Annotated in this window: 11 protein-coding genes; 5 read left to right on the top strand and 6 right to left on the bottom strand. The window is 62.7% G+C overall.

From position 1 onward, the window contains the following. Positions 1–17: 17 nt before the first annotated feature. Genes pilM through ACXR2W_RS03910 form a run of 5 tightly spaced genes read left to right on the top strand, consistent with a single transcriptional unit; the run spans position 18 to position 5,283 of the window. Positions 18–1,121 carry a pilus assembly protein PilM gene (pilM, locus tag ACXR2W_RS03930; protein ID WP_458815023.1) on the top strand — a complete coding sequence of 368 codons (1,104 nt, stop codon included), beginning with the start codon at positions 18–20 and terminating at the stop codon, positions 1,119–1,121. Then, a complete protein-coding gene (locus tag ACXR2W_RS03925) occupies positions 1,121–1,957 on the top strand; it encodes a PilN family protein (RefSeq protein WP_458815021.1) in 837 nt (278 codons plus the stop codon). The genes pilM and ACXR2W_RS03925 overlap by 1 nt, the downstream gene beginning before the upstream one ends. Next, complete coding sequence (locus ACXR2W_RS03920) at positions 1,947–2,669, top strand: hypothetical protein (RefSeq protein WP_458815019.1); 723 nt, start codon at positions 1,947–1,949, stop codon at positions 2,667–2,669. The genes ACXR2W_RS03925 and ACXR2W_RS03920 overlap by 11 nt, the downstream gene beginning before the upstream one ends. Next, entirely contained in the window at positions 2,666–4,051 is a 1,386-nt protein-coding gene (locus ACXR2W_RS03915) for a type IV pilus twitching motility protein PilT (protein ID WP_458815017.1), read from the top strand. The genes ACXR2W_RS03920 and ACXR2W_RS03915 overlap by 4 nt, the downstream gene beginning before the upstream one ends. Beyond that, positions 4,039–5,283, top strand: coding sequence for a type II secretion system F family protein (locus ACXR2W_RS03910; RefSeq protein WP_458815015.1), 1,245 nt, complete (start codon positions 4,039–4,041; stop codon positions 5,281–5,283). The genes ACXR2W_RS03915 and ACXR2W_RS03910 overlap by 13 nt, the downstream gene beginning before the upstream one ends. 104 nt (positions 5,284–5,387) lie before the next feature. Here ACXR2W_RS03910 and ACXR2W_RS03905 read toward each other — a convergent pair whose 3' ends face one another. The 6 genes from ACXR2W_RS03905 to ACXR2W_RS03880 all read right to left on the bottom strand — a co-directional run bounded on the left by ACXR2W_RS03905 (position 5,388) and on the right by ACXR2W_RS03880 (position 12,153). Next, positions 5,388–7,058, bottom strand: a complete 1,671-nt coding sequence (locus tag ACXR2W_RS03905; protein ID WP_458815013.1) for a GspE/PulE family protein — start codon at positions 7,056–7,058, stop codon at positions 5,388–5,390. A gap of 117 nt (positions 7,059–7,175) precedes the next feature. Beyond that, positions 7,176–7,538, bottom strand: coding sequence for a hypothetical protein (locus tag ACXR2W_RS03900; protein ID WP_458815011.1), 363 nt, complete (start codon positions 7,536–7,538; stop codon positions 7,176–7,178). A gap of 44 nt (positions 7,539–7,582) precedes the next feature. Then, the gene (locus tag ACXR2W_RS03895) at positions 7,583–8,026 is read right to left on the bottom strand and encodes a roadblock/LC7 domain-containing protein (protein ID WP_458815009.1); all 444 of its coding nucleotides are present in this window, start codon (positions 8,024–8,026) and stop codon (positions 7,583–7,585) included. Next, positions 8,026–8,580 (bottom strand): GTP-binding protein, encoded by a 555-nt coding sequence (locus ACXR2W_RS03890; protein ID WP_458815007.1) that lies wholly within the window; start codon positions 8,578–8,580, stop codon positions 8,026–8,028. The genes ACXR2W_RS03895 and ACXR2W_RS03890 overlap by 1 nt, the downstream gene beginning before the upstream one ends. A 2-nt stretch (positions 8,581–8,582) precedes the next feature. After that, positions 8,583–9,383 (bottom strand): DUF2510 domain-containing protein, encoded by an 801-nt coding sequence (locus ACXR2W_RS03885; protein WP_458815005.1) that lies wholly within the window; start codon positions 9,381–9,383, stop codon positions 8,583–8,585. 229 nt (positions 9,384–9,612) lie between these two features. Next, a complete protein-coding gene (locus tag ACXR2W_RS03880; RefSeq protein WP_489948827.1) occupies positions 9,613–12,153 on the bottom strand; it encodes a helix-turn-helix transcriptional regulator in 2,541 nt (846 codons plus the stop codon). Positions 12,154–12,315 lie beyond the last annotated feature (162 nt).

Here is a 12,315-nt window from a genome sequence, read left to right as displayed (position 1 = left end):
CAGAAAGGCAAGTCGACATGGCAAGGACCATTGTGGGGCTCGAAGTCACCGAGGAGGAGGTGCGCGCGGCAGAAGTGACCCTCGGCAAGAATCCCAAGATCATGAGCCACGGATCAGTGCGCCTGCCCGCCGGTGCCGCCAAAGACTCTGAGGTGCTCGACCGCACCGCCGTCGTGGCGGCGCTGCAAGAGCTGTGGCGCAAGACGGGTTTCAAGAGCAAGCGTGTGGTGCTCGGCATCTGTAGCCGGCGGGTGTTGGTGCGTGACTATCGCACGCAGGCAATGGCTCCGGATCTGTTGAAGCAGGCACTGCCGTTTCAAGTCGCAGACCTTTTGCCGGTGCCCGTCGACCAAGCGGTGATCGACTTTTATGCGGTGTCGCAGGAGGGTGAGCAGGTGACCGGGCTGCTCGTAGCAGCCGTGCTTGAAACCGTGACCGAGCTCGTGGAAACAGTGGGGCAGGCGAAACTCATTGTCGAGCAGGTCGACCTCGCCCCGTTTGGGCTGCTGCGCGCGATCGACACGCTCACCGAGTCTGAAGAGACCGTCGCCGTTGTGCACCTCGGCCCGCACACCGGGTACGTGGTGATCGCACAGCAGGGCGTACCCAAGTTTGTGCGCATCATGCCGCTTGACCTCACCGAAGCGGTGCCGCCGCCCGAGTTTGCCGTCGACGGTGGTGTGTCTGCGGGCGGTGTATCTGCGGGCGGTGTATCTGCAGATGAGCCTGTGCCCGCTCTAGCTGACTCGGGCGGGATGCCCGCCTTCGGCGGCGCGGACCTCGGCGGCGAGCGCAACGCCGCGACGGCCAGGCTGTTTGGTGCCCCCGCGCGAGATCAGGTGCCCATCGCGCCACAGAAGATCGACGATCTCGTGTCGCAGATCCTCAACACGATGCGGTTTCACGTCGACCGCACGGGCACCACGATCGATCGAGTGCTCATCACCGGGGTGGGCGCTGGTATTCCCGGTGTGCAACCCGCATTTCAAGACCGGCTGCCCATGCCTGTCACCCGCGTGGGCGGTCACCACCTCACCCAGCAGGAGGAGCGGTCACGCCACGGTCAAGAAGATCTCGAGCTGCTCACCCCGGTGGGGCTTGCGATGATGGGAGGCCTCTAATGCCCATGCAGTTGAAGCGCGAACCCAAGCAGGCCACCGCTCTGGCGGGCGGCACTCCGAGTGTCAACCTGTTGCCGCCCTCGGTGCTGCGTGCCCGACAGCAGTCTCGCCTGATCAAGCAGTGGGGGTTTCGCATCGTCTCTGCCCTGGTGATCGTCGCGGCAGGGTGCCTGATGCTCTTTGGCTGGCAGACGGTCACCGCGTTGCAGCTTGCGCAGGTTCAGGCTCAGACCGATGAGCTGATCTCACGGGTCTCGGCCGAGGCCGATATTCAGCTGACCTTGAAGACAGAGAAAGACCTCGAATCGTACAGGGACGAAGCGATGGCTACTCAACTAAAGTGGCAGCCGGTGATCGACGCGATGCGAGCAACGATTCCTGAGGGCGCCACCCTGAGCGCCTTTCAGCTCGCAAGCGGTGCCGCCCCTGCAGGTGACTCAGACGCGGTGGGGCTCACCGGCACGGTCGACGTGAGCGGCAATTTCGTTTCGCCCGTGGGGCTGCTGCGAGCGATCGGCGCAATCGACTCACTCACGAGCGTTGTGTTGATCGGCGGGGCCGAAGACGAGACGACCGGCCTGTTTGTGGTCACGCTCGAGGTCACCTTCGATCAGACCGTATACACAAGCGTTGAGGCCGAAGAGAAAACCGACACCGATGAGACAGCGGAAGCTGCGGAGTCTGAAGAAGAAGTCGAGGAAGCAGACGCTGCGGAGTCTGAAGCGTCGACCGATATCGCTGAATCAGAAGCGCCAGCCCCCGCTGCGCCCGCGGCCGACGCCGCCGCAAACGCCACCGGCGCGACCACAGAAGAGGAGCAGTCCAATGAAAATTGATGCGAAGTTGCTCTCGCTACTCGGACTCATGGTGATCGTAGGCATTTTTGGGCTCGGCATCGCCGCGATCGGCCTCCCCATGTATGAGGGGGTACAGCGTTCCCAAGCCGAAATTGCTGAGGCCCAGCAGAACAACGCCACCTACGAGGCGCGGCTCATTGAGCTGGAATCAGCGAAATCTGCTCAGGGGGAGATCGAGGCGAGCATCGCAAAATTGCGCGAAGAGCTGCCCGCCTCGGTAGACAGCGCCTCCATCGCCGACGCGATCGGAGCGGCAATGACCGCTCACGGCCTCATCCCTACGCTTACAACGGTGGGTAAACCAGTGCCGTTCACACCGCGCACCGATCCGCTCGAGGAGGGGGCAGCACCAGTTGATCCGGCACCTGACACAGCAGCAGACACAGATGCCGCGGAGGCCGTAGAAGCGGCCGAGGACGTTGCGGCGGGCGAAGCGGGCGAGGCCAGTGCCGGCGCACCGGCCGAGGCGCCGGGCGACCCGCGGCAGCAGTCAGAGATCGTGCTAGAGGTAAAGGCCCCCGACCAGGCTGCGGCCGTAGCATTTCTTGACGCGCTGGGACGCGCAAAGCCGCTGCTGCTCGTCACCGCCACCGACTACCAGCCAGACGACACCGGTACCGCTGAAGAAGCGTTCGTCGGCAAACTCTTAATCACCATGACCACGTTTCACCTGACGGAGCAGAAATCATGAGCTGGGATACCAATGACCGCGGACTCACGAGGCGCGAGATGCGTGAGCGCGAACGCACCCTAGAGGTGCCGGTAGTCGCGGCGACGCCCGACACGACGCCGCTGCCTGCCGTGCCGACACAGTTCTCGCAGGCCTCGTTCACACAAGAACCGGTGAGCCTCGACGACCTCGACCGGCTCGACAGTCTCAACGACCTCGAAAGCCCACATTTTGACGAACCTGCGTTTGCGGCGGGCAACCCCGGCGTCACCGTTTCACTGCGTGACCTCGCGGTAGCCGCACAGACTGCGCGCGCGTCTGATATTCACCTCACCGAGCACCACCCTGCCCTCATGCGCGTTGACGGTTCCCTCACCGTGATCCCCGGCGGCGAAGCGCCCGCCTCAACCGAGTGGTTTCGTGGCGCGCTCGAGGGCATGATGACGGCGAAACAGTTGCAAGAGCTCGCCGACACCGACGAATACGACTTCTCGGTCGAAGTGCCGGGCGTCGCACGGTTTCGTGTCAACGTGTTTCGACAGCTTGGCAAGCTGGCGCTCGCGATGCGGTTCATTCCGGCCGAAACAAAGCCGTTCGAAGAGCTTGGCGTGCCCGCGATCGCGGGCGAGCTCGTCACGCGCCCCCGCGGCCTCGTGCTCGTTACCGGCCCCACCGGATCGGGTAAGTCGACCACGCTCGCAGCGATGATCGACCTAGTGAACCGCAAACTGCCGCTCCATATCGTGACGATCGAAGACCCCGTCGAGTTTCGCCACCAAAGCAAGACCGCTCTCGTGCACCAGCGCGAGATTGGCAGCGACACCCGGTCGTTCTCTGAAGCCATGCGCCGCGTTCTGCGTCAAGACCCCGACATCATCTTGATCGGTGAGCTGCGTGATCCGGAGTCGATCTCGATCGCGCTCACGGCCGCAGAGACCGGGCACCTCGTGATGTCGACCCTGCACACGCAGTCGGCCGCGAAGTCGATCAACCGTATGGTTGATGCGTTTGCGCCCGAGCAGCAACAGCAGGTGCGGTCGCAGATTGGTGACGCACTGCAGGGCATCATCACGCAGACGCTGCTGCCGCGCAATAACGCGCCCGGTCGCGTGATCGCGACCGAGGTGCTCGTGAATACGCCCGCGATCGCGAACCTGATTCGCGAGGGCGAGATCAGCCAAATCTACTCGATGCAGCAGGCCGGTCGCTCTCTCGGCATGCACACGCTCGATCAGGATCTGCGCAAGCTGTACGAGCAGGGACAGATCTCAGCCGAGACCGCGCAATCGCGCGCCGCCGACCCGAAGGCCGTGATCGAGGGGCTCAACGTGCGTTCGGGGCTCGTCGAAGAGTCGTGGCTCGGCACCGTCGAGGGCAACGAGAACAAAGGATGGCTGAGCTGATGGCCGCGATCGAAGAGTACAGTTACGAAGCTGCCGACGCCACCGGAAAGCGGGTCACTGGCAAGCTTGAGGCAGCCGGCCGCGACCAGGTCGTGTCGACGCTGCGTGCGCGCGGACTCACCCCGCTCGAAGTCGCACCCATCTCAAAAACCGGGCTCAACACCGAAATCAGTATTCCCTGGCTCGAAAAGAACCTGCCCTCAGACGACCTTGCCGTGTTTGCGAAGCAAATGGCGGGACTCTTGAACGCCGGTCTGCCCCTCTTGCGCACGCTCACAGTGCTCGAAGAGCAGGCCGAGAACAAGCGCCTGCAGCGTGCCCTGCAGGTCATTAAAACCGATATCGAGCGCGGATCAACCCTGTCAAACGCGATGGGCAAACACCCCAAAATGTTTCCGCCGCTCATGGTCAACCTCGTGCGCGTGGGCGAGATGGGCGGTTTTCTGGCCGACGTGATGGTGAGCGCTGCCGCCACCTATAAGAGTGAGGCCGAGCTCAAGAACCAAATCAAAGCTGCAACCACCTACCCCATCATCGTATTCTGTATCGCGATTTTGGGGTCGCTCGGCATGATCATCTTCATCGTGCCAATCTTCGCCGAAATGTTTTCGAGCATGGGGTCTGAGCTGCCGCTGCCGACACAGGTGCTCGTCACGCTCTCTGACAACATGATCTGGATCGTGCCGCTGCTGCTGCTCTTTGGCGTCGGTGGGTTCTTTTGGTGGCAGGGCAATAAGCACAAGGACTCGGTGCGCCGAGTAGTCGACCCGTGGCGGCTGAAGCTGCCCGTCGCGGGGCCACTCGCGACGAAGGTCGCGGTCGCGCGATTCTCGCGCGGGCTGTCGATGATGCTGAAGGCGGGCGTACCGCTCGTGCAGGCACTCGACATCGTGGGCCAGGCTTCAAACAACTGGGCGATTGAAGAGGCCGTGCGGGCAGTGCAGGACTCGGTGAAACAGGGTCGGTCGTTCTCGACACCGCTCGAGGAGTCGGGTGTGTTTCCCACCATGGTTGTGCAGATGATCACGGTGGGCGAAGAATCGGGCACGCTGCCCGACATGCTCGAGAGCATCGCAGATTTCTACGATGACGAGGTGAAGACCGCGACCGAGCAGCTCACATCTTCAATTGAGCCGATCTTGATCGTTGGTATCGGCATCATCATCGGTGGCATGGTGGTCGCACTGTACCTGCCGATCTTCTCGATCTACGGCGAAATCGCGAACGCGTAGTGCAGCGCTTTCGGATGGGCAGCTGCAGCAAAATATGCGCGACTAGTTCCGCTTATGAAGCGTTCTAGAGCGGAACTACTCGCGCATATTTTGGATATGAGACCCTACGCCGAAACGCGCAGCACCTCTTCCAGCGTCGTGTCTCCCAGTTTGGCCTTCTGAAATCCGTCTTCCCTCAGCGTGACCATGCCGTTGCGCAGCGCCGCCTCGCGCATTTCTGTGCCGGTCGCCTGCCCCGTGACCAAGTGTTCAAGCTCCTCAGTCATCACCATGACCTCGTGCAGCGCGATCCGGCTGCGATAGCCTGTGCCCGAGCACTCGGGGCATCCCACCGGTCGATAGAACGTCGGCGGCGCTTGCTCGTCGAACGAAACCTTCAGAGCGCGCAGTTTCTCTGGCTGCTCAGCATATGGCTCGCGGCATCGCGTGCACAGTTTACGCGCGAGTCGCTGCGCCACGACCGCGTTCACCGCGGTGCCCACCAGAAACGGTTCGCACCCAATGTTTGTGAGCCGCGTGAGTGCACTTGGAGCATCGTTGGTGTGCAGCGTCGATAGCACCAGGTGGCCCGTCAGCGCCGCCTCGATCGACATTGCTGCTGTCTCTTCATCACGGATCTCACCGACCAGCACGATGTCGGGGTCCGAGCGCAAGATCGAACGCAGCGCAGTATGAAACGTGAGCCCCGCCTTGTGATTCACCTGCACCTGGTTGATGCCCGGCACCCGGCTCTCGACAGGGTCTTCCACCGTAATCGCGTTAACCTGGGGCGTTGCCACGGTCGTGAGTGCCGTATACAGCGTCGTTGATTTACCCGATCCGGTGGGGCCCGTGACCAGCACCATGCCGTACGGCTTGGTGATCGCGTCACGAAAATTCTTCTCATTGATCTCAGAGAACCGCAGATCCTTGAGCGTCAGCCCCCCGGTACTGCTCGAGAGAATACGCATCACAATTTTTTCGCCCCACACCGTGGGCAATGTGGCGAGACGCAGGTCGATCTTCTGCCCCGCGTGCGTCACCGAGATACGGCCGTCTTGCGGTTTGCGTCGCTCAGAAATGTCTACCGACGCCATGATTTTGAGGCGCGAAATAACTCCGTCTTGAATGGCGCGTGGCGCCCGCTGCGTCTCATGCAGCACCCCGTCAATGCGGTAGCGCACCGTGAGAAATTGCTCCCCCGGTTCAATATGAATATCGCTTGCCCGGTCGTCAATTGCTTGCGAAATAAGAAGGCTAACAAACCGCACCACGGGTGCGTCATCTGTGCCGCCATCGAGCAGGTGCTCGGCCACCACTTCGTTGGTGTGTGCTTCTTCTGCACCGGCGTCCATCTGCACCGATAGCTCAGACAGTTCGTCGTCAGACCTCAGGTAGCGACCGAACGCGAGGTCGAGCGCCCCGGGCGCCACTGCGACGGCGGCGATCGAGTGCCCGGTCGCCGTCGCCACGTCGTCCACCGCGATCAAGTCGCTAGGGTCGACCATTCCCACGACCAGCTGTCGCCTCGTCTGCCGCACCGGAATCAGCCGGTACCTGCGACACAGTGCCGCTGGCACGAGTGCCACGGTCTCGGGCTGAAGCTGCTCAGCGTTCAGGTCAATAAACGGCACCCCCAGCCGGTGGGCCACCGCCTGCACGATCTGAGCCTCTGGTAGTCCCTCTGCGATGAGCTTTGCACGCAGCCCTTCGCCATCGCCGTACTCTGCCACTAGTGCGCGCATCTGGTCAGGACCGACGATGCCAGCGTTCACAAGACTCTCTGCAATTTTCACGGGTGGTTCCTCTCGAGAGAGCGCCCGTCACAGAGCGCACAAGCAGCAGTGGGAGAGGTAAAGGGCCCCTAGCAGCCACTCGCGTGACGCAAGAGGCCCTTCACCAGCGGGGCCAGGTTAGAGCGAGATCGACTGCTCTGCAGACTTCACCGCAAGTCGCGCCATCGCCAGGTTCGACTTGGAGCGGTCGAGGGCCAAGTAGATGAAAATCTCTGGCTTCGACTTGAGCGGGCGAATGACGTGGTACTGGCTCTCGAGTGTCACCAGAATGTCTTCGAGGCCCTCGTCGAGGCCGAGCGAACGCATGGTGCGCAGCTTCGCGCGCATGAACTCGGTCGTACCAGCAGCCGCTACCTCGAGGTCGAGGCCGCCGCCAGCCGATGCCAGGAGCATGCCCGACTCGCTGTCGCCGAGCAGCACGCCCATCGCGCCGTCAACGTCGGTGATGAGCTTTGCGAGGGTGTCGTTGATGTTTGACATGGTGTCTTCCTATTCTCTGGGGGTCAACGTGTTGTCGGTTGTCGTTAGAATCCGTGTGCGGGAGCGGGGCTCGAACCTGCAAGCTGCCCGCCAAGTTCCTGCAGAATATTGCGCGAGCTCAGAATCGCTTGCCCACTGCGCTCTTCGGCCCCGAACACGGCGAGCAGCACAAACGACTGCTTGGGTACCCGACGCAGCAGCACTCTGCCGTAGTCGGCCTCGATGAGCGTGTACTGCGCTTCACCGATCGCTCTGTCGAGCGCGACGGCCTCGGTGAGCGCTTGCAGCGAGCTCGCCATGCTGGTGAGCCGCTGATCGTGGTCGGTGAGTGAGACCGGATACCGCGTGATCTCGAACCCGTCGTCGGTCGCAAATGCCGCCACCTGCAGTGACCTACACGACTGGCTCAGTTCTTCAAGTGCGCGCTGGCACGCGGCCACGGTCACCGGGTTGTGCTGGTCGGCCAGCACCGCTTCTTCCGGGTACATTACATTCTCCCCTTCATGCTCTCGCGAGTTTCTACGTCGGCGATGAGGGTCATCAGCATGACCCTCATCTGTACGGTGTCTCGGGCGTCCACCTCAAACACGGGCGTCGCGCGACCAGGAAACGCGTCGGCCACAACCCGCTGCACCTGCTGCATCACGTTTGCGCCGTGCACGTCAGAGCGGGTGATACCCACGACGGCGCCGCCACGTTCAACAACGTCTTCGAAGGCTTCGAGGTGCTCACGCACGCCCTGTGCCAGGTTGGGTGCGTCAGCGTTCACCAGCAGCATGAGCCCAAAGGCTCGCTCTTTCAAGATGGCCCACATGAAGTCAAACCGTCGCTGCCCCGGCACCCCGTAGAGCCGTATCTTCTCGCCCGGGTTAATACCGATCTCGCCGTAGTCAAGCGCTACGGTCGTCGTGGGTTTCGCCGACACCGAGTGGTCGGTGTTGAACGCTTCGGTAGACACGACTTCAATATCGCTGAGCGACTGTATTGCGGTGGTCTTGCCTGCGCCCATCGGGCCTGCAAACAAGATGACGTGCTCTGCCATTGTTATAGCCCCAATCGGTTGCGTAGACGTTGAAACAGCCCCGGCTTGCGCACTGCGGCCACTGCTGCTTGTTGCCCAGGCGAAGCCACCGGCGCGACGTGCGCGGCCCCCGGCCGAATCGCGCCCGTGTCTCTCGGTGCGGCCACTTTGAGCGTGTTCATGAGGCTGAGCGCGTTAATCAGCGCCCTCGTGGGCTGGTACTGGCGGTCTGAGAAACCGGCGAGCTCTTCGATCGTGAACATACCGTTGGCCAGCATCGCGGCCTGCCGCATGTCATCAAGCTCGGGACTAATCGTGGTGAGGTTTGGCCACCTCTGCATGCGATACAGGTCCCCCTCCTGCAGCCACGGCGCGAGCCGCTGTCGAAACGCGCGCTGGCTAATGCGCCAGAGTAAGCCATCGAGGTTGCTCGCCTGCGGCAGCGATCCGGCCGTCGCAGTTTGATACGCGATTTCGAAACCTTCGAGCTGCGCAGCGAGCTCACCCGGGTCCTTCGGCCAAAAGTATGTGTGATCGAGGGTGTTGACGGCGAAGCGCGAGCCGTCTGGCAGCGTCACCATCACGGTCACCGGATCGCCGCCCACGAGCGCTGAGTGCAGCGCGAGCGCTACCCCCGCCCACCCCGTCTCGGGGGCCGCGAGCCCAAATCCGCCGGTCATTTCGGCGGCGATCTCGCGCTGACTCTGGGTACCCAGCCCTCGTGTTTCACCGGTCCAGCTAGTTCCGTCCCAGCGCCGCAGCCACAGGCCACCCTGCGGGTCTGGATACCATCCATCGGCAACGCTCTGCTGAGGTTCAAGCACCTTCAGCCACCTCCCCTCGTCGTGCCACCGGGCGCGTACGAGGATCAGGCCCCTCAGCCGCGTCGATGCCCGGGTGACGTTGCACTCCAACCTACGATGGGGCGGCGAGTGGATCCGTGTCACTGGCAAGCACGCGTCAAATCTCACCCACCTACCTCAGCCACTCTTGCTGCGGGCAGGTTTGCCAGCCGGCCCAGCTCCGGATCCGCGCCCAGCGCAGACCCGGAGCTCAGGCGCTCAGCAGTTGGAGGTCATGTGCCTTGCGCAGGATCTCGGCCTGGCCGCTCGCACCCAGCTTGCGCGCAATCGCGCGCACGTGCGTGCGCACAGTGTTGACGCTCACGTGCACTTCATCGGCGATCTCGCGGGTGTTGAGCCCGCGTCGCAGGGCGAGCAGAGTCTCAATTTCGGTCTTCGTGAGCGCCTGCGGCGGTGTCACCGACTGAGTCTGCGGCTGTTCACCACGCATCGCCTGCGCTGCCTCGACCAGCTGGCGATACACGCCCGTGTCGTGCGCAAGGTCGGCCAGCGTCTCGCCTTCATCACGCCCCAGCAGCATAAAGGCCTGCGCGACCGCGATGGCGGGTAAGCGTTCGGTGTCGTACACGGCGTGACGTGCCGCCTCTCGCTGTCCACGACGGGTGAGGGCGCACGCCCGCAGCAGCAGTACGGCGGCGTCCACGCGCACACCCCATTTGCCTTCGAGTCGTTCACCACACGCGAGTGCTTCGTTGTACTGTCCCTTGGCGCGCGCGAGCGCCGCCTCAAACAGGGATGCCGCTGGTTCTGCGATGTCACTGGCCGCCTGCAACCGCACCGCTTCACGCAGTTCGCCTGCGTGCACCAGCGTGAGACACTCCCAAAACGCTCGCGTACTCGTAGGGAGCTCATGACGCGGAAACGCTGGCCCCGTGTTGCCGACATTCTCACGTATTCCAGACGCAAGCATGGCCTCAGCACGGCTCGATCCGGGGCTTTCACAAAGCGTCGTGAAGACCCGGTCGAAAGTGTCGTACGCGGCGATCTCTTTGAAACCGTGCGACGGTGAAAGCACAAGCGCGCGGTAGCCGATTGGTGCCCGCGACCTGACTCGGCCGGGTTGTTTGTCGACCGGGCCACGCATTACGTCGATGAGCCCCTGGAGCACTTCGGCGCGACTCGCCAGGTGCGAAAAGCCAACGAAACTCGGTAACCGGTCGAGCCCCTGCGGTGTGGTACCGGCCGCCACAAGCACGTGCGCCGCAACGAGCGTGGCCTCGGCCAAAGAGGCCTGCGCGTCGGTGCTCAGGTCGGACAGCTGCAGGAAACCCTGCCCCGCCATATTGGCGTAGCACTCGGTGTACAACGCGCGCGCCTGCTGCACTGCTTCGCGTGCACCGCCCAGCCGCAGATGCAGTACGCACCTGAGCGCGCGTGCCAACAGCACCTGAGCCGCGCAGCTGCTGCGGGAAGTGTTCGACAGGTTCGCGATGCTGCTCAGCAGGTTTTGTTGGGTGGTGTGCGGGTCGAGCAGGCTGCGAAACAGACGTGTGGTGGGAAACCCTCGCAATTGCTCGTTGCCAAGCCGTATCAGGTCTTCTACCAGCTCAGGCGCGAGGGTCTCGTAGATTAAGAAGAACCTCGACCGCAACAGTTTTTCACATCGTGCGAGGTCACCTAAGAGCAGCCACTGCCCGAAAGCGCCAACCGTGTCATCAATTTCAGTAAGTTTGGCGGCCAAGTTTCGTCGCAGGTCTGGGGTAGCGCTATTCCATTCGCTCAGCACTTCCCAGAAGTCGCTCCCCCACGCATACTCACCCGCGTGCACTGCTTTACCTGGATCAAGCGCCCGATTGCTGCGAAATTCCCGCAACACGTTGTCCGTCACGCCCGGAAACAGCTGTGAGATGTGTTGGTCTTTGAACCGCGGCATGAGCGCGAACGTGCCGATCAACGATGCCAGGCCAGCAACTTTGGGGTCTGACTTGGGATGCGTCTCGAGGAGGTACCGGTTGACCGCCTGCATCATCTGAGCGAACACAGACTCGGGGTACTCGGCGGGAAACAGCCGCCGGTCGGCCGCCAGTGCGATGCCGAAAGGCATGCCGTTCATTTGACCGAACGCTTGCCGAATCTCTGTGTCACTGGGCAGTACGAATTTCTCGCCAGACGCCAGCGTCGCCATGAACACTTGCCTGGATTCTTCGTACGAGAAGAACAGTCGGCCGCTCGAGGGCTGCATAAAGCGGTCCTGCATGCGCGGCCCCAGCTCGTCGCCCACCTCGAGCGGGCTGAAGGTACTGGTGATGAGCCGAAACCCCGGTACTAGGTCGATCAGGCTGAGCATCACCCGCGCGTAGGTCGGCGACGCGTGCAGGTCGTAGTCATCGATGATCACGGTGATGCGCATGGCACCACGCTCGGCCATCAGTTGGCGCAGCTCGCGGGCAAACGCCTGCGTCCCCGTGACCGCGTCGCGATTGAAGCAGTCGTAGAGTGCAGTTGCCTGCTGAGTTGTCCACACGCCGACATAGAATTCACCCGCGCGCTGCAACTCTTGTTCGATTTGCTGCAGCAGTGTCGTGCGACCCATGCCTGGTGCACCCGAGTAGTTGATCCACTGAGCGCGTGACTCGAGTGCGGCCCGAAACAGGTGGGAGCGCACAATGGGGGTGGTCGCCACCTGATTTCTGAAGTGGACGCGCCACGCACACTCGGGGTGCGCATCTACACCGGCGGTAAGAATCTGGGCAAAGTGGTCGTGGCGCGCTCGCTGCGGCGTGACGGCCATGCTGCGCCCGTACGCGAGCATTACAGCGCCCGTGCGGCAGGCGTAAGGCGGGCGTTCAGCCGCCGCCCCCGCTGACCTCGAAAAACGGGATGCGAAAAGTAACTAGACATGGAATCCCCCAATTCCGTAGGTGGCCTCCCCCGAGACCGCCTCAATACTTCC

This window comes from Leucobacter faecis, assembly GCF_054456695.2.
This window is presented reverse-complemented; position numbering and strand designations above follow the sequence as displayed.

Coding starts and splice junctions, on each gene's coding strand:
- pilM (WP_458815023.1), top strand. CDS start 18: ATGGCAAGGACCATTGTGGGGCTCGAAGTCACCGAGGAGGAGGTGCGC.
- ACXR2W_RS03925 (WP_458815021.1), top strand. CDS start 1,121: ATGCCCATGCAGTTGAAGCGCGAACCCAAGCAGGCCACCGCTCTGGCG.
- ACXR2W_RS03920 (WP_458815019.1), top strand. CDS start 1,947: ATGAAAATTGATGCGAAGTTGCTCTCGCTACTCGGACTCATGGTGATC.
- ACXR2W_RS03915 (WP_458815017.1), top strand. CDS start 2,666: ATGAGCTGGGATACCAATGACCGCGGACTCACGAGGCGCGAGATGCGT.
- ACXR2W_RS03910 (WP_458815015.1), top strand. CDS start 4,039: ATGGCTGAGCTGATGGCCGCGATCGAAGAGTACAGTTACGAAGCTGCC.
- ACXR2W_RS03900 (WP_458815011.1), bottom strand. CDS start 7,538: ATGTCAAACATCAACGACACCCTCGCAAAGCTCATCACCGACGTTGAC.
- ACXR2W_RS03895 (WP_458815009.1), bottom strand. CDS start 8,026: ATGTACCCGGAAGAAGCGGTGCTGGCCGACCAGCACAACCCGGTGACC.
- ACXR2W_RS03890 (WP_458815007.1), bottom strand. CDS start 8,580: ATGGCAGAGCACGTCATCTTGTTTGCAGGCCCGATGGGCGCAGGCAAG.
- ACXR2W_RS03880 (WP_489948827.1), bottom strand. CDS start 12,153: ATGGCCGTCACGCCGCAGCGAGCGCGCCACGACCACTTTGCCCAGATT.